Source organism: Mycobacterium sp. P4_H6 (assembly GCF_056400845.1).
The window spans coordinates 23424-39102 of the sequence record NZ_JBFUKN010000031.1 but is presented as its reverse complement, the minus strand read 5'-3'; the positions used below and the strand labels follow the sequence as shown (position 1 = coordinate 39102).

Sequence of the window (15679 nt, the reverse complement as noted above, 5' to 3'; positions counted from 1 at the left end):
GCCGCGCGGACCGGACGCCGCTACCCCGTCACACGTTCTGCGGTTCGTACCCGCAGATCGCGGCGACCTTCTCCGCCGATGCGGAGGCCGGATCGAACTGGTAGCCCAGCCATTCGGCTGCCAGCCGACGTGCCAACTCGACCCCCACGACGCGCTGCCCGAAGCACAGCACCTGGGCGTTGTTGCTCAGTACCGCACGTTCGACCGAGAAGCTGTCGTGGGCGGTGACCGCGCGTACGCCGGGCACCTTGTTGGCCGCGATGGCCACCCCCAGGCCCGTACCGCAGATCAGCAGCGCCCGGTCGGCTTCCCCCTCGGCCACCATGCGGGCCGCGGTGACCGCCACGTGCGGGTAGGCGGTGTGTTCGTCAGGTCCGACGCCCACATCGACCACGCGATCCACCCGCGGATCGGACTCAAGGTCGGCGCGCAGGATGTCCTTGTACTGCAATCCGGCGTCATCGCAACCGATCACCACGCGCAGGGTCATGCCATCTCCTCGATCAGTTCGGCCACGGTGTGAATGCACATGGCCAGCGATATGGCGCCCGCGTCGGGGGTCCCGACGCTGCGTTCTGCCAGTGGTCGGGCCCGGCCGACCTTGGGTCGAAGGTCGGCCGTCTCGGCGGCCGCCTTCTGGGCGATCTCCACGGATTCCAACCAGGCTCTGCGCCAATCGGTTCTGCCCTCGACGGCAGCCTCGAACGACTCGATGAAGGGTCCGAGTGCATCGAGCATGGTCTTGTCGCCGCGCTCGGCACGGCCCAGCGCCACCAGCGCGTCCTGCCCGGCCCGCAGCGCAGAGGCGATGTCACGTCCCCCGGGAACACCCCGATTGCCAAGGGTCGCCCCGGCGGCACACAGAGCGGCACCCCACAGCACGCCGGAGGTGCCGCCGGCCTTCGCCGCCCACGCTTCGCCGGCCGCGGTCAGCACAGATGCGGTACCGCCGCCCGCGTTGACGGCGAGGGCGGCGGCGCCGGCGGCCGCCGTGGTGCCCTTCACCATGCCCCGTCCGTGGTCACCGTCCCCGGCGACCGCGTCGATGCGCCCGAGTTCGTGCTCGGCATTCACCATCTGCGCGGCGATCGATGAAATCCCCTGAGCCACAATCGCAGCCACCTGCCGGGAATCCCCATCACCCTCGATGGTCCGCAGCGCAACAGCACCGGCAACGCCATCGGCACGTCGGATCCCCGCGCCTGCCGTGACCGCACCCTTGCGATAGGCGGGCGTGTCGGCCGGCGCGGTCCACAACCGCTCCAGTTCGTCATCGAGCCACATCACCGTCAGCGAGCAGCCCGCCATGTCCAGGCTGGTGACCAGTTCTCCCACCTCGGGTGCCACCACGGTGTGGCCCGATTCGGCGAGCCGCGCCGCCACCGTCTTCCACACCACGAACAACTCTTCGTACTTGGTGCGGCCCAAACCATTGAGGATCACCGCGATTCGCCCGGATGACCCGGACGGCTTCTCGGCAAGCACCCCGGCGACCAGCAGGTCGGCGAGTGCGGCGGCCGTCGGCATCTCATGACTGGAGACACCCGGTTCACCGTGGATGCCCAGGCCGAGATCCATCTGGCCGTCCGCGACGACGAACAGCGGACGACCCGCACCGGGCATGGTGCACCCCTCGAACGCCACGCCCAGGGTGCGGGTCGCCGCGTTGGCCTTGACGGCCACCCGCTCGACACCGTCGAGATCGGCACCTTCTTCGGCCGCTGCACCGGCACAACGGAACACCGTGAAGTCTCCGGCGATACCGCGCCGCTTCCCGATGTCTTCGACTGCGGCACTGGCGATATCGTCGGTGACACCCAGATAGCGGGCGTCTATGCCCTCGGCCCGCAGCGCCGTGACCGCGAGCCCGAAGTTCATCACATCGCCGGCGTAATTGCCGGTGATGAGCAGTACGCCCGCGTCGCCGTGCGCGGCGCGGGCCACCGAGGCGGCCTCCTGCGCCGACGGGGAGGTGAAGATGTTGCCCACCACCGCGCCGTCGGCGAAGCCGTGCCCGACCACCCCGCAGAACGCGGGGTAGTGGCCAGAGCCGCCACCGACGACGACTGCCACCTTTCCCGCCGGTGTCTCGGTGGCACGCACGACGCCGCCGGGCACGCCCACCACGTAATGCGCGTTGGCGTCCAGGAAGCCGGCGAGCATGTCCTCGGTGAACGTGGCCGGGTCGTTGAACAGACGTGTCATGGCACGGACCTCATCTAGGTGAAAGGCGACTAGTGAATGTGGCTGCCGCCGTTGATGTCAACGGTGGTCCCGGTCAGGTAGCTGGCGTCCTCGCTGGACAGGAAGGTGATCACCGCGGCGATCTCCTCGGTGGTGGCGGTGCGCCCGACGGGAATGGCGGCAGCCAGCGCGGCCTCCTGCTCATCGGTGGATCCGACGCGGATATTGGTGTCGACCGCGCCCGGGGTGACGGCATTGACGGTGACGCCCTTGTCGGCGACCTCACGGGCCAGCGCCTTGGTGAAGCCGAGGATGGCGGCCTTGGCCGAGGAGTAGGGCACCTTGCCGAACACACCGCCACCGCGCTGCGCGGACACCGATGACATGTTGACGATGCGGCCCCAGCCCTGCTCGATCATCGCGGGCAGGAAGGCGCGGGTGACGAGGTAGGTGCCGGTCGAGTTGACGGCGAACACCTTGTTCCACAGCTCCAGGGTGGTTTCCAGGAACGGCACCGGGGAGGTGATGCCCGCGATGTTGGCCAGTGCGCCGATCGGGGGCAGGTTGCCCGCGGTGACCTCAGCGGCGACAGCGTCATAGGCAGCGGTGACCGATTCCTCGGAGGTGACGTCGATGCCGTAACCGAACGCCGGTACCGCGTACTGGTTTCCGATCTCGGCGGCGACCTTGGCGCTCTTTTCGCCGTCGAGGTCGAGGATGACGATGGCCCAGCCCTCCCGCGCATAGCGTGCGGCGACGGTCGCGCCGATGCCCTTGTCGGAGGTTGCGCCGGTGATGACGGCGGTCTTCTCGATACTCACAGTGTCTCCTTCTAGATCAGTTCGGAAATCAGTTGGCCGCCGGCGGCTGTCGCCGCGGGTCGTTCGTCGTGGGTGATATCTCGGGTCTCCAGCTCCAGGGAGAAGTGGCCGGTGTAACCGGCGTCTGCCAGTGCCTTGAGTCCGCGGCCGAAGTCGACGGCCCCGTTGCCCACCGAGAGGTTGATGTTCCCGGGCACCGCATCGCGGATGTGCACGTGCGCGATACGCGCACCGATCCGTCCGATGTAGTCCACCGGGTCGCCGCCGGAAGCCACGATGTGGCTGAAATCCATGACGATGCCCACCGCGGCTTCGAGTCGTTCGTGCAACGCCTGAGCCCGGTCGATGTCACAGCACAGCCGATGGAAGTGCAGGGATTCGGTCCAGAGCTCGACCCGCCCCCCGGCGGCGATGTGCGCGGCCGCGGTGAGTTCGTCGGCGACCAGGTCGAGGTCCTCGTCGAGGGTGGACACCGGTTCGTGAGCCAGCGCCCCGCAGGGCAGCACCAGCGCACGCGCGCCGGTGGCCGACGCGAGGGCGACCAGCATGTTCAGGTGGCGCACTCGCGCTCGTTGCTGATCTGTGTCCAGCGGCGCATTCAGGTCGCCGATATCGCCGTTGATGGATCGGACCGTGAGCCCGGACGCGGCGACCGTCGTGGACACCTCGTCGACAGCGGCTTCGTCGAGCACGTACGGCACGTGATCGCAGACGCCGGGCAGCGCGCCTAGATCGATCTCCCTGAAGCCCAGCCCGGCGATCGTCGCCAGCCCCTGAGCCAGATTCTGGTGCCGAAAGCTGATGGTCGAGCACCCGAGCCTGCTGCTGAAACGGCTTGTCATGTCACCTCCCGCGTTGTGATGACTGACACAGTAACCGAGTTGACTGTTAACAGTCAACGGGCAACATTTGTCTGGTGTTGACTGTTGACATTCAGTGTGGGCGTGCTCACACTGGGTGACGCACCGCACTGTTGACCGTCGACAGTGACCGGAATGGCCAGTCGGAACACCAGGTAGAACTGGATTTGAAAGGATGTCCACCATGAGCGACGACGCTCTGAAGATGCGGGGTCCGGTGCATGGCACCAAGGACGCCAAGCGGGTAGCGATCGGCTCCGGTGTCGGAGCCGTCATCGAAACCTATGACTTCATCGGATTCGGCACCGCAGCCGCGCTGTACTTCGGGACCGCCTTCTTCCCGAACTCCAGCCCGGTGACGGGGACCCTGCTCGCGTTTGCGACGCTCGGCGTCGGGTTCGTCGCCAGACCGCTCGGCGGCATCATCGGCGGCCACCTCGGCGACAAGGTGGGCCGCAAGCCGGTCCTGGTCGCCTCGCTGATCCTCATGGGCATTGCGACCTTCGCGATCGGATTGCTTCCCACCTACGAGACCGTCGGCGTGCTGGCCCCGATCCTGCTGGTGACCGTGCGCATCATCCAAGGTCTCGCGTTCGGTGCCGAGTGGGGTGGCGCCATCCTGATGAGCTACGAGCACGCCCCGTGGAAGAAGAAGGGCCGCTACACCGGCATCGTGCAGGCCGGATTCCCCGTCGGACTGCTCATCGCCAACCTCGTGTTCTTCTTCAGCATCCACCTCGGTGGCGACTGGGCGTGGCGGGTGCCGTTCCTGGCCAGCGCCGTCCTGGTGATCGTCGGTCTGGTCATCCGGGCCAAGGTGCCCGAGTCCCCGGTGTTCGAGGACGTCAAGAGCGAGGGCAACATCATCAAGTCGCCCATCATCGAGGTGGTCAAGACCGACTGGCGGAACATCCTGCGCGGCATCGGCCTTCGCATTGCCGAAACGGCCGGCTACGCGGTGTCCATCACGTACATGCTGTCCTACCTGAAGAACGCCGAACTCGCGACCAGGTCCCAGACCATCGGCGCCCTGTGCATCGCATCGGCGGTCGGCATCTTCGCCACCTTCGCCTGGGCAAAACTCACCGACAAGATCGGACGCCGCCCGCTCTATCTCTGGGTGTGCGCATTGGGCATACCTTTCGGCGTCCTGATGTTCGTCACCGTCAACACCGGTGTCTTCATCCTCATCGTCGCGACGTTCGTCATCGCCTACGGCGTGTTCCAGAACGCGCTGGCCGGCTCGCAGGGCGGATGGTTCCCCGAACTGTTCAATGCGAACACCCGCTCCTCGGGTGCCTCCCTGGCCTACCAGATCTCCGCGATCGCCTCGGGCTTCACGCCCTTCATCACCACGCTCTTGTACGAGGCCTACGGCTGGTGGGGCCCCGCCCTGCTGTTCAGCGGCTACATGGCCATCGGGCTGATCGCCGCCATTCTCACCCGCGAAACCTGGGGACCTCGGGAGCGCATGCTGGCCGAGGAAGCCTCGATCAGCACCCCCCTGCCACACGGGGCGAGCGTCTGATGCCCGCGGTGAGCACAGCCACAATCGACCTCCGCAGCCAGAAGGTCACCCAGGCCGCCTACCGGATACGGCACCACGCGCTGAACATGGGCGAGGCCCAGGGCCAGGGCTACGTCGGTCAGGCGCTGGGGGCCGCGGACATGCTGGCCGCCGTGTACGTCGACCAGTTGCGTTACCGCGCCGACGATCCGCACTGGGCCGGCCGCGACCGGTTCCTGCTCTCGACGGGTCACTACGCCATCGGGTTGTATGCCGCGCTGGCCGAGGCCGGCATCATCGACGTCGACGAACTCGGGACCTACGGATCCGATGACTCCCGACTGCCGATGTCCGGAATGGCAAGCTACACACCGGGTATGGAGATATCCGGCGGTTCCCTCGGTCACGGTCTGACGGTGGCGGTCGGGATGGCGCTGGGATTGCGGCACCAAGGCTCGGATGCCCGCATCATCAACTTCCTGTCCGACGGTGAGCTCGATGAGGGTTCCACGTGGGAGGCCGCGATGGGTGCCGCGCACCACGGACTGGGCAATCTCATTGCGATGGTGGACATCAACGCGCTGCAGGCCGACGGACCCACCGCTGGTGTGCTGCGCACCGAGCCCGTCGCCGACAAGTGGGCCGCATGCGGGTGGCATGTGGCGCGGGTGGATGGCAACGATGTCGACGCGCTGCTCGGCGCTTTCGACGCCGTCAGCACCAGCGTGCCGTCGGTCATCCTGTGCGACACCAAGGTCGGCCGCGGTGTGCCGCTGCTGGAGAACCGCGAGAAGGCGCACTTCATGCGCATCGACGAGGACGAGTGGCAGATCTGCCGCGACCAACTGACTGAGGGATATCAAGCATGAGCACGCCCACCAAGCTCAAGACATCGGCGATGATCGCCTCGTTCGCCGATCCGGGCCAGAAGACCACCCCGGCCCCGTTCGGGCACGCATTGGTCAAGGCCGCCCAGGCCGATGACCGGATCGTCGGTCTGACCGCCGATCTGGGCAAGTACACGGACATGCACATCTTCGCCAACCGGTTCCCGGACCGGTTCTTCCAGATGGGGATGGCCGAGCAACTGCTCTTCGGCGCCGCTGCGGGGATGGCCGAAACCGGTCTCGTGCCGTTCGCGTCCACCTATTCGGTGTTCGCGGCGCGGCGCGCGTATGACTTCATCTGCCTGGACATCGCCGAGCCGAACCTGAACGTGAACATCATCGGCGGACTGCCGGGCCTGACCACCGGCTACGGACCGTCACACCAGGCCACCGAGGACATCGCCATCTTCCGCGGCGTGCCGAACCTGACCATCGTCGACCCCTGCGACTCGGTGGATATCGAGCAGGCCGTCCCGCAGCTCGCCGAACACGCCGGACCGACCTACCTGCGGCTGTTACGCGGAAACGTGCCCACCGTCCTGGACGAGTACGACTACCGTTTCGAGCTCGGCAAAGCCAAGGTGTTGCGGGACGGGGCCGACGTGGTGCTGATCTCCTCGGGCCTGATGACCATGCGGGCACTGCAGGCCGCCGAACAACTGGCTGCCCACAATGTCGACGTGGCCGTGGTGCACACCCCGACCATCAAGCCCTTCGACGCTGAAACCGTACTGGCACAGGTGGATACGGATCGATTGGTGGTGACCTGCGAGAATCACACGGTGATCGGCGGCCTGTTCGAGACGGTCGCATCGGCGGTGGTAACCCGCGGGATCGCCAAGCAGATCACCCCGGTCGCGCTGCCCGACGAGTTCCTGGCCGCCGGCGCGCTGCCGACCCTGCACGACCGTTACGGGCTCGCGACCGCGCGTCTCGTCGCGACGGTGCTCGAACGGCTGTAAAGTGTTGACATCTGAATGTTGACAGTCAAGGAGCGCAGGATGTCCGTGGATTCCACATCTCTGCTGCGCCTGGAAAAAACCAGCCTGCGCCAGCAGGCACTGACCGCACTGCGCCGGGCCATCACCACTGGCCAGCTCACCCCGGGCACCCACCTGGTGGAGACGGATCTGTCCGACGCACTGCAGATCAGCCGGGGCACCCTGCGCGAGGCGATGCGCCAACTCCAGCAAGAGGGCCTGATCTCGGCAGGGGCCCGCGGGCGGCTCTCGGTACGGCACCTGGACGCCAAGGAGATTCGCGACATCTTCAACGTCCGCGCCGCGCTGGAGTCGATGGCCGCGCACGAACTCGCCTCCCGGCCCGACCGCACCGAGGCCGTCGCGACCCTGCGCCACGCGGTCGACGAGATGGATCGCTGGGCCGAGGCGAACCTGGAGGACCGGATCGAGGCCGACCTGCGGTTCCATCGCACCATGTGTCAGCTCACCGGAAACGAGACGCTGCTGCACCAGTGGACATCACTGGAGGGCAGCATCCGGATGTCGATCATGTTCGCCGGCGTCGACCGGGCCATCAAGAACATGAACGCCAAGCGCCATTACGACATCGTCGACGCCATCGAATCCGGGGACGCCGCCTTGGCCGCAGCCACGGTCGCCGAGCACATGGCGGGCGCGGCGAGCACGCTGGTCGGCTGAACGAGCCCCCTTTAGGGGGGACAATGGGGTCGTGTCGACGCCTGAGTTCGAAAAAAGCCTACGGGAGCGCAAGAAGATCAGCACCCGTGCCGCGATCCGCCGCGCGGCCCTCGAGCTGTTCGCGATGCGGGGCTACGCCGACACGACCGTCGAGCAGATCGCCGATGCCGCCGATATCTCGCCGCGCACGTTCTACCGCTACTTCGGTGTCAAGGAAGCTGTGCTGCTCGCCGACGATCAGATCGCGCCGATCGTGGCAGCCTTCGCGAAGGCACCCCCGGAACTGTCCATCGTCGCCGCCTACCGGCACGGGGTGGCCGAGGTGTTCGGTGCGCTGACACCCGAGGAACGGACGGTTTTCGAGGCCGGCCAGCGGTTGACGTTCGACATTCCCGAGGCGCGCGGTCTGCTCTACGCCGAGTACATCCGGCTGATCGATCTGATCACCGAGGCGCTCGTCGAACGCCCTGATGCGCCCGCCGACGAACTCGGGCGCCGGGTGATCGCGGGGGCGATCGTCGGGGTACTGATGGCAGCCTCGGACAACACTCCGATGCCCGAGGGCTCGCTGCTGAGCGCGCTGTCACTGTTGGACGACAAGTTGTCCGCCAGCTGATCTATTCGGCTGCAGTGTCTTTCGTCGATTGATATCCCACCGTGAGCCAGTACACCGTGCGGTCCAAGGTGGGCAGGATGTCGGTGGTCTCGATCTCACCGGCAACGAACCGGCCCAGTAGCCCGTAGACCACGCTGGACAGGACGGCGTTCAGATCGGCGACGAATTCGTCATCGACATCGGCCATCAGCTCAAGACCTGCCGGCCCGACGATATCCAGACCCCGCCGAAAGAGGCGTTGCCCGCTCGCCGATGACCGCGCCCGGAAGTAGGCCGTCAACATCCCCGGATTGCGCTCCCACGGTTCGAAGATGGTGCGAAACAGCGACATCATCGCCTCGTGCAGAGACTCCCCCTCGGCCCGGCGATGCGGCGCGACAGCGGAGTACCGATTCTCATCCAGCCACACCTCGAGCGCCGCGAGGATCAGGTCCTCACGGGTGGTGTACCGCTTGTAGATGGTGGCCAACGACGAGCGGGCGCGGCGGGCCACCTCACGCAACTGCACCGCGTCATAACCCTCGGTTTGCAGGATCTCGACCACGACGGCGAGCAGCCGGTCATCGATCTCCGCCATCGCACACCCCCTTGCCCATCGTCAGTAACTTGGTTACCGTACCCCCAGTAACCCGGTTACTCCGGAGCGCCGCACACAGAGGCGGCACCCGCAACGAAGCGAGGATTCATGGGCTCATTGGACGGCAGGGTCGCCTTCATCACCGGCGTGGCACGCGGACAGGGACGCAGCCACGCCATCAAGCTGGCCGGTGAGGGCGCCGACATCATCGGCATCGACATCTGCGCCGACATTCCCGCCAACGGCTATCCGATGGCCAGTCGTGACGAACTGGACGAAACGATCGCACTGGTGGAAGCCGCGGGCGGCAAGATCCTCGCGTCGGTCGCCGATGTCCGCGACTTCTATGCCGTCCGGGCAGCGGTCGACGCCGGGGTAGCGCGCTTCGGCCGACTCGACATCGTCTGCGCCAATGCAGGAATCGCACCGACGGCTTTCCGCGAGGTCAGTATCGAAGAGGACTTGGACATGTGGTCCGCAGCCATCGACGTGAATCTCATCGGCTCCTTCCACACCGCGAAAGCCACCATCCCGCACCTGATCGCCGGCGAGCGCGGCGGCGCCATCGTGTTCACCAGTTCGACGGCCGGGCTCAAGGGTTTCGGCGGCTCGCAGGGCGGCGGCCTCGGTTACGCGGCATCCAAGCACGGCGTGGTGGGCCTGATGCGTACGCTGGCCAATGCTCTTGCCCCGCACAGCATCCGGGTCAACACCGTGCACCCGACCGGTGTCAACACCATGATGGCGAACAATCCGGCGATGACCGCCTTCCTGGAGCAGTACCCCGGCGCGGGGCCGCATCTGCAGAACCCGATGCCGGTGTCCATGCTCGAACCCGAAGACATCAGCGCGGCGATCGGCTATCTGGTCTCCGACGCCGCCAAGTACGTCACCGGGGTCACGTTCCCGGTCGACGCCGGCTTCTGCAACAAGCTATGAACGGCCGGGTCGAGGGCAAGCGCGTCCTGATCACCGGCGCGGCGCGCGGTATGGGCCGCAGCCACGCCGTCCGACTGGCGCAGGAGGGTGCCGATCTGATCCTGATCGACATCTGCACTTCGCTTCCCGAGGTGGAGTACCCGCTGTCCACCGAGGACGATCTGGCCGAAACTGCGCGACAAGTAACAGAACTAGGCCGTCGAGCGGTGTCCCACGTCGTCGATGTCCGCGACGCGGAGGCGCTCGCAGCCGCGGTCGATGCGGGGGTTGCCGAACTCGGCGGTCTGGACGCCTCGGTGGCCAACGCCGGGGTGCTGACCGCGGGCACCTGGGACACCACCACATCGGCGCAGTGGCGCACCGTCGTGGATGTCAATCTGATCGGCACCTGGAACACCTGCGCCGCTGCGTTGCCGCACCTGGTCGAGCGCGGCGGAAGTTTGATCAACATCAGCTCGGCGGCGGGGATCAAGGGCAGCCCGCTGCACACCCCCTACACAGCGTCCAAGCACGGCGTCGTCGGCATGAGCAAGGCACTGGCCAATGAGCTTGCGGCGGTCAATGTCCGGGTCAACACCGTGCATCCCACCGGTGTCGAGACCGGTATGCAACCCGCTTCGCTGCACACCCTGCTGGTGGAGAAGCGGCCCGATCTCGGCGTTATCTTCCAGAACGCACTGCCCATCGTGATGGCCGAGGCCATCGACATCAGCAATGCGGTGCTGTTCCTGGTCTCCGACGAAGCTCGCTACGTGACCGGCCTGGAGTTCAAAGTCGATGCCGGCGTCACCATCAGATGACCGGCCGCCGAGAAGGAGAACCGTTATGACGCTGACCGACACAGACCGTCTCGAACGAGGCCGGCAGGCCTTCGCCGACGTGATGACATTCCCGGCCCCGGCCGACACCGCGCCGGCCACCACGAGCATGCTGGACTTCGTGTTCGCTGAGGTATGGCAACGGCCGGGCCTCAGCCGCCGCGACCGCCGGTTCGTCACGCTGGCCTGCGTGGCCGATGCCGATGCCGAAACCCCGCTGCGCGATCACGTATACGCCGCGCTGAACAGCGGGGACGTGAGCATCGTCGAAATGCAAGAAATGGTACTACATTTCGCGGTGTACGCCGGCTGGCCGAAGGCATCCCGTTTCAACATGATCGTCGACGAACAATGGGCCCGTATCCACCGCGAGCGCGGCGAGCAGGTACCGCCTCCGCTGCCGCTGCTGCCCTTGCCGACGCCCAGTGACCCGCAGGCCCGCCTTGCCATCGGTGCGCAGTCTTTCAAGGACATCAACTGCCTTGAGTCCGCGCCGAATCAGGACAATCCGTTCCAGGGCGCGGGGATCCTGAACTTCGTGTTCGGCGAGATGTGGTTGCGACCCGGGCTCGGCATGAAGGAACGCCGCCTGATCACCGTGGCGTGCGTGGCGTTTCAGGACGCCCCCTACCCGATCCTCAGCCACGTCTACGCCGCGTTGAAGAGCCGTGAGGTCTCCTTCGACGAGATGGACGAGTTGGCACTGCAGTTCGCGGCCTACTACGGCTGGCCGAAGGGATCTCACCTCAATCAGGTGATCGGGGAACAGAAGCAACGGGTTACCCAGGAGTGGGGATCGGAATGACCGGTGCACCAGTCGGATTGTTGATCGGCGGGGACCGGATCACCTCGACGGAGACCTTTCACGAGCACATCTTTCCGGCGACGGGGCGTCCCAATGCGACCGTCGCGTTGGCCGGCGCCGCGGACGTCGACCGTGCGGTCGTCGCCGCACGCGAAGCCCAAAAGGAGTGGGCGGCGCAGACCGTCGATGTGCGTCGCGACCGGCTGATCGACCTCGCCGACGCCGTCCACCAACACCTGGACGAACTGGCCACGCTGAACGTGCAGGACTATGCGGTACCGATATCGTTCGCCGGCACCGCGCACATGCTGGAGGGCTTCCTGCGCCATTTCGCCGGCTACGCCGACAAGATCTCCGGATCGAGCACGCCGGTGAGCGGATCGTTCGACGTCAACCTCGTCGAGCGGGAACCCTACGGTGTGGTTGCGGTGATCGCACCGTGGAACGGGTCGCTGGCGGTCGCCGGTTCCTGTGTCGCGCCGGCCCTTGCCGCCGGGAACGCCGTCATCTTCAAACCATCCGAGCTCGCGCCGCTGGCCGCACTCCGCTTCGGCGAACTGTGCATCGAAGCCGGGCTGCCCCCGGGTTTGGTGAACGTCCTGCCCGCCGCGGCCGAAGGCGGCGACGCCCTGGTCCGCCATCCCGGTGTGCGCAAGGTGCACTTCACCGGGGGCGGCATCACCGCGCGCGCGGTGATCCGCGCGGCGGCCGAGAACCTGACGCCCGTGGTCGCCGAGCTGGGTGGAAAGTCGGCCAACATCATCTTCGGCGATGCCGATCTGGATCAGGCTGCGATGCTGTCCGCGCACCAGGGGCCGCTGATGCAGTCCGGGCAGAGCTGCGCATGCGCGAGTCGGTTGCTCGTGCACGCCTCGGTGTACGACACCTTCGTGGAGAAGTTCCTGGCAGTGGTCGGCTCCGCCACGGTGGGCGACCCGTTCGATCCGAACGTCAGGTTCGGTCCGGTCATCTCCGAGGGCTCGCTCACCCGCATCCTCGAAACTGTCGATACCGCGGTGCGCACCGGCGGCGGGGAGCTGCTCACCGGCGGTAAGCGGGTGGGCGGTGAATTCGCGCAAGGCTTCTACGTCGAGCCCACGGTGTTCGCCGACGTGGACAACGCGTCACCGCTGGCGCAGACCGAGACCTTCGGTCCGGTCGTCTCCATCATCAGGTTCACCGATGACGACGAGGCTGTCCGGATCGCCAACGACACGGCCTACGGACTGAACGCGTTCGTGCACACCCGAGATCTGCGGCGTGCGCACCGGGTGGCCCAGGCACTGGAATCCGGCTCGGTGTGGATCAATTCCACGAGCAGGATCTCACCGCAGGGGCCTTACGGCGGATACAAGCAGAGCGGCTTCGGGCGCACCGGCGGGTGGGAAGGCCTGCAGGAGTTCTTGCAAGTCAAAAATATTCGTATTGGGCTGGGCTGAAAGCTCAATCGTTCCGCTGGTCGAGCGACGAGCCTGCATGGTTGGCCTAGCGCTCAGTCAAGAAGGGCGTCGGCAAGTTCTTCCAGCGCTGCGAGCGCCCGCCGCGCCGCGGCTTCACTGCCCAGTTCCTCTGTGAAGATGGTCAGCAGGGGTGGCGTGCGACGTCGGCTGGCGCCCTGCAGCATCGGACTTGGGCCGATGATCGTCCGCCTCCGGTCGGACTCATCGGCAGCTGTGACAAGGAGACCCCGCCCCACCAGTCCCGCGACACATTTGGACACGTAGCTCTGGGCGAATCCGGTCCGCGTGACGACGTCGCCGATGGTGCTGCTCGGATGGAACATGACGTCGCCGATGATCAATTCTTCTGCAGGATCGGGACGCACATCACCGGGCGCAAGCTCCACCTGCCGGGAGAGTTCGACCAAACGCCGCCCGAGGCGGTGCAGTCGCTGGCGTTCCATGGTTGCTAATCTAGCACCAGAGATGTATCTCTAGAGATGTATCAAAGATTCCGAAGGAGCCCGCATGCACTCGGCACGTACCGCCGGCGTCCGCCTGGGCGCAGCCCTCCTGGTGGTTGCCATCCTGGGCGGCTGCACCATGGGAACTGGCGAGAATCCCTCTCCAACAGGTTCTTCAGAGGTCGAACCGGTCGCTGTACGCGAGCTGCCCTTGCCCCCCACCGCCCCATCGGCCGAGGTCGGGTCGTGTAGCCACCCGACAGGGTGTATCGATGGCGGGGACCGCGGCATCGCGGAAGGACCTAGCTACACCCCGGATGGCAACCACATCCTGCTGCCGATCCGTTACGCAGGCGCTCCGGGCGCACCCGATCCCCGCCACATCTTCACCGGGGACCAGGTCATCGCCATCAAGACCGATGGAACCACATTCAGCGACGGGGAGGCGTGGCGATGCCTGACATGCGGTGTGTCCAATTCTGTCGGCGCAAACCGTCAACCCTCCGGTGCCGGGGACATTCTGGTCGACCACCCCCAGATATTTCGGGACGGCACGCGAATGCTGCTCGGCACCAATGTGTTCGACTGCGGGTCACATCGCATCCTAGACGACGCATGCACACCGGCTGAGGCCACGATCTACCCGATCTCGCCCCACCGACCGGGCATGATCATGCGCGAACTCCGGCTGCACCCCGACAACGAGCATCTCGGGTTCAGCGAGCCGAGTCTCGTCAACGGTGTTTTTGTCGATCAGCTCGCGGTGGTGGGCGGACTGAACTTCAACCGCACACAAGCCCGATACGAACTGAGTGACGTCACCTACCTGGTCCCGCACGAATCGAGCTTTCGCGGGATGGTCGATATTACCCCCGGTGACCCGACTCGGCTGCAGCTGAACGAACCCACCGCGATGATCGGCGAGTTTCGCGGCTTCACCCGTGACGGTAAGGCAGCGCTGGGAATAGGGACCTACGACTCGTGGAACTTCGATCTCTTTATCACAGATCTCAAGAGTGCTGCTTCCCAACGCATTTCGTATGATGCGGCGTACACCGACCCATCGATGACCTCACCTGACGACGAGTGGGTCGTATACATGGATGGTCGCGTGAGTGATCGCATGCGCTTCGTCGGCGCACTGCCGGGTGTGCCCCCGATCGTCGATCTGGTGAACACCGGGGCGGTGCAGTTCTTCTACAACAACGGACACCGCCGATTCTTCCAGCCCTTCATTGCACGAATTGATGACCCCGGTGCCACCCAGCAGTTGAACGCCTGCGATGACGCCACTCCGGGCAGTGGAAGCGTCTGCGACCCGCTGTGGAACGGCCGCGCTGATCCGGCATGGTCTCCAGATGGAACAGCGATCGTCTACTGGCAGGCCATGGTGGTGGCGCCGGCATGCGGTCCGGATCAGCCCACCGCGGCGGCGTGCCCGACGTCGAAGGAACCTGGCGGGCGGGCCACCAGACTCATGATTGCCGAACTGACCGACAGGCAGCCGCGTGTGGCCCCCCAGCCGCAACCGTTCGACATGGATATTCCTTGGGCAACCCGGGTGAATCCAGGTCAGCCCCTGCCCGCGCGTCGGCACCTGCCTGCGGGGACCTACACCCTCGACGGGGACGCGTCAGGCAAGGCGACCGTCAGCATCACCGAAAACGCCGACCGGACCGCGATCTCGCGCATCGACGTCGACTATGAGAACTTCAGTCGCGATGGCGCGAACATCGTCAACGGCACTGAATCGGCCACCTCTGCGCCGTATACCTGGCACTCAAACGTGACGCTCAGCGGAAAACACACCGGGTCGAGGTCGACCACCGGACCCACCGGTTTCGTGGTGACCCCTCCCTCGAAACCCGACGGCCGCGCGACGATCACCGGCGAGTTGGTCACGGTCCTCGATGGCGAGACGTTCACATCCCCCCGAACCGGACAATGAACCGCCCGGGCAGTTAAACGCGTTTCGCTTGCCGGTGACGCCATTGGCCGGCCCGGTGACGAAACCGGGATAGCCGAGCGCCAGTTTCGTCGACGAGCCGCAGGACCATTGATAGCAGAAGGTCGGAGATTGCGACGGTGATGTGTCGCCGGG

Annotated in this window: 16 protein-coding genes; 10 read left to right on the top strand and 6 right to left on the bottom strand. The window is 66.0% G+C overall.

Annotated features, from left to right (window positions below; genetic code table 11):
* Positions 1 to 28: 28 nt before the first annotated feature.
* From AC1DTF_RS15100 to AC1DTF_RS15085, 4 genes are read right to left on the bottom strand one after another with little or no spacing between them, the layout of a single operon-like run.
* On the bottom strand, positions 29 to 490 hold the full coding sequence (locus AC1DTF_RS15100; RefSeq protein ID WP_477474654.1) for a ribose-5-phosphate isomerase: 462 nt from the start codon (positions 488 to 490) through the stop codon (positions 29 to 31).
* Positions 487 to 2205: a dihydroxyacetone kinase family protein gene (locus AC1DTF_RS15095; RefSeq protein WP_477474653.1), complete on the bottom strand. Its 1719-nt coding sequence runs from the start codon at positions 2203 to 2205 to the stop codon at positions 487 to 489. The genes AC1DTF_RS15100 and AC1DTF_RS15095 overlap by 4 nt, the downstream gene beginning before the upstream one ends.
* A gap of 29 nt (positions 2206 to 2234) precedes the next feature.
* The gene (locus AC1DTF_RS15090; RefSeq protein WP_477474652.1) at positions 2235 to 3005 is read right to left on the bottom strand and encodes an SDR family NAD(P)-dependent oxidoreductase; all 771 of its coding nucleotides are present in this window, start codon (positions 3003 to 3005) and stop codon (positions 2235 to 2237) included.
* An 11-nt stretch (positions 3006 to 3016) separates the two neighbouring features.
* On the bottom strand, positions 3017 to 3847 hold the full coding sequence (locus tag AC1DTF_RS15085) for a sugar phosphate isomerase/epimerase family protein (protein WP_477474651.1): 831 nt from the start codon (positions 3845 to 3847) through the stop codon (positions 3017 to 3019).
* Positions 3848 to 4049: 202 nt separating this feature from the next.
* Here AC1DTF_RS15085 and AC1DTF_RS15080 point away from each other — a divergent pair, with 202 nt between their 5' ends.
* From AC1DTF_RS15080 to AC1DTF_RS15060, 5 genes are read left to right on the top strand one after another with little or no spacing between them, the layout of a single operon-like run.
* The gene (locus tag AC1DTF_RS15080; protein WP_057170732.1) at positions 4050 to 5393 is read left to right on the top strand and encodes an MFS transporter; all 1344 of its coding nucleotides are present in this window, start codon (positions 4050 to 4052) and stop codon (positions 5391 to 5393) included.
* An 8-nt stretch (positions 5394 to 5401) separates the two neighbouring features.
* Positions 5402 to 6241: a transketolase gene (locus AC1DTF_RS15075; RefSeq protein WP_477474650.1), complete on the top strand. Its 840-nt coding sequence runs from the start codon at positions 5402 to 5404 to the stop codon at positions 6239 to 6241.
* Complete coding sequence (locus tag AC1DTF_RS15070) at positions 6238 to 7221, top strand: transketolase family protein (RefSeq protein WP_057170487.1); 984 nt, start codon at positions 6238 to 6240, stop codon at positions 7219 to 7221. The genes AC1DTF_RS15075 and AC1DTF_RS15070 overlap by 4 nt, the downstream gene beginning before the upstream one ends.
* A gap of 39 nt (positions 7222 to 7260) precedes the next feature.
* Entirely contained in the window at positions 7261 to 7920 is a 660-nt protein-coding gene (locus AC1DTF_RS15065; RefSeq protein WP_057170488.1) for a GntR family transcriptional regulator, read from the top strand.
* Positions 7921 to 7951: 31 nt separating this feature from the next.
* Positions 7952 to 8536, top strand: coding sequence for a TetR family transcriptional regulator (locus AC1DTF_RS15060; protein ID WP_477474649.1), 585 nt, complete (start codon positions 7952 to 7954; stop codon positions 8534 to 8536).
* Position 8537: 1 nt separating this feature from the next.
* On the opposite strand, the gene AC1DTF_RS15055 is transcribed toward AC1DTF_RS15060, so the two are convergent.
* A complete protein-coding gene (locus tag AC1DTF_RS15055) occupies positions 8538 to 9113 on the bottom strand; it encodes a TetR/AcrR family transcriptional regulator (protein WP_477474648.1) in 576 nt (191 codons plus the stop codon).
* Positions 9114 to 9221: 108 nt separating this feature from the next.
* Between AC1DTF_RS15055 and AC1DTF_RS15050 the strand changes: the two genes are divergently transcribed.
* From AC1DTF_RS15050 to AC1DTF_RS15035, 4 genes are read left to right on the top strand one after another with little or no spacing between them, the layout of a single operon-like run.
* Positions 9222 to 10052: a mycofactocin-coupled SDR family oxidoreductase gene (locus tag AC1DTF_RS15050; RefSeq protein WP_477474647.1), complete on the top strand. Its 831-nt coding sequence runs from the start codon at positions 9222 to 9224 to the stop codon at positions 10050 to 10052.
* Positions 10049 to 10852: a mycofactocin-coupled SDR family oxidoreductase gene (locus tag AC1DTF_RS15045; protein ID WP_477474646.1), complete on the top strand. Its 804-nt coding sequence runs from the start codon at positions 10049 to 10051 to the stop codon at positions 10850 to 10852. The genes AC1DTF_RS15050 and AC1DTF_RS15045 overlap by 4 nt, the downstream gene beginning before the upstream one ends.
* Before the next feature lie 25 nt (positions 10853 to 10877).
* Positions 10878 to 11675 (top strand): carboxymuconolactone decarboxylase family protein, encoded by a 798-nt coding sequence (locus AC1DTF_RS15040; RefSeq protein WP_477474645.1) that lies wholly within the window; start codon positions 10878 to 10880, stop codon positions 11673 to 11675.
* A complete protein-coding gene (locus tag AC1DTF_RS15035) occupies positions 11672 to 13114 on the top strand; it encodes an aldehyde dehydrogenase family protein (protein ID WP_477474644.1) in 1443 nt (480 codons plus the stop codon). The genes AC1DTF_RS15040 and AC1DTF_RS15035 overlap by 4 nt, the downstream gene beginning before the upstream one ends.
* 53 nt (positions 13115 to 13167) lie before the next feature.
* On the opposite strand, the gene AC1DTF_RS15030 is transcribed toward AC1DTF_RS15035, so the two are convergent.
* Positions 13168 to 13578, bottom strand: a complete 411-nt coding sequence (locus tag AC1DTF_RS15030; RefSeq protein WP_057170495.1) for a MarR family transcriptional regulator — start codon at positions 13576 to 13578, stop codon at positions 13168 to 13170.
* Positions 13579 to 13642: 64 nt separating this feature from the next.
* Here AC1DTF_RS15030 and AC1DTF_RS15025 point away from each other — a divergent pair, with 64 nt between their 5' ends.
* Positions 13643 to 15526 (top strand): TolB-like translocation protein, encoded by a 1884-nt coding sequence (locus AC1DTF_RS15025; RefSeq protein ID WP_477474643.1) that lies wholly within the window; start codon positions 13643 to 13645, stop codon positions 15524 to 15526.
* Positions 15527 to 15679: the final 153 nt, after the last annotated feature.

Coding starts and splice junctions, on each gene's coding strand:
- AC1DTF_RS15080 (WP_057170732.1), top strand. CDS start 4,050: ATGAGCGACGACGCTCTGAAGATGCGGGGTCCGGTGCATGGCACCAAG.
- AC1DTF_RS15045 (WP_477474646.1), top strand. CDS start 10,049: ATGAACGGCCGGGTCGAGGGCAAGCGCGTCCTGATCACCGGCGCGGCG.
- AC1DTF_RS15040 (WP_477474645.1), top strand. CDS start 10,878: ATGACGCTGACCGACACAGACCGTCTCGAACGAGGCCGGCAGGCCTTC.
- AC1DTF_RS15070 (WP_057170487.1), top strand. CDS start 6,238: ATGAGCACGCCCACCAAGCTCAAGACATCGGCGATGATCGCCTCGTTC.
- AC1DTF_RS15100 (WP_477474654.1), bottom strand. CDS start 490: ATGACCCTGCGCGTGGTGATCGGTTGCGATGACGCCGGATTGCAGTAC.
- AC1DTF_RS15055 (WP_477474648.1), bottom strand. CDS start 9,113: ATGGCGGAGATCGATGACCGGCTGCTCGCCGTCGTGGTCGAGATCCTG.
- AC1DTF_RS15095 (WP_477474653.1), bottom strand. CDS start 2,205: ATGACACGTCTGTTCAACGACCCGGCCACGTTCACCGAGGACATGCTC.
- AC1DTF_RS15030 (WP_057170495.1), bottom strand. CDS start 13,578: ATGGAACGCCAGCGACTGCACCGCCTCGGGCGGCGTTTGGTCGAACTC.
- AC1DTF_RS15050 (WP_477474647.1), top strand. CDS start 9,222: ATGGGCTCATTGGACGGCAGGGTCGCCTTCATCACCGGCGTGGCACGC.
- AC1DTF_RS15065 (WP_057170488.1), top strand. CDS start 7,261: ATGTCCGTGGATTCCACATCTCTGCTGCGCCTGGAAAAAACCAGCCTG.
- AC1DTF_RS15085 (WP_477474651.1), bottom strand. CDS start 3,847: ATGACAAGCCGTTTCAGCAGCAGGCTCGGGTGCTCGACCATCAGCTTT.
- AC1DTF_RS15035 (WP_477474644.1), top strand. CDS start 11,672: ATGACCGGTGCACCAGTCGGATTGTTGATCGGCGGGGACCGGATCACC.
- AC1DTF_RS15025 (WP_477474643.1), top strand. CDS start 13,643: ATGCACTCGGCACGTACCGCCGGCGTCCGCCTGGGCGCAGCCCTCCTG.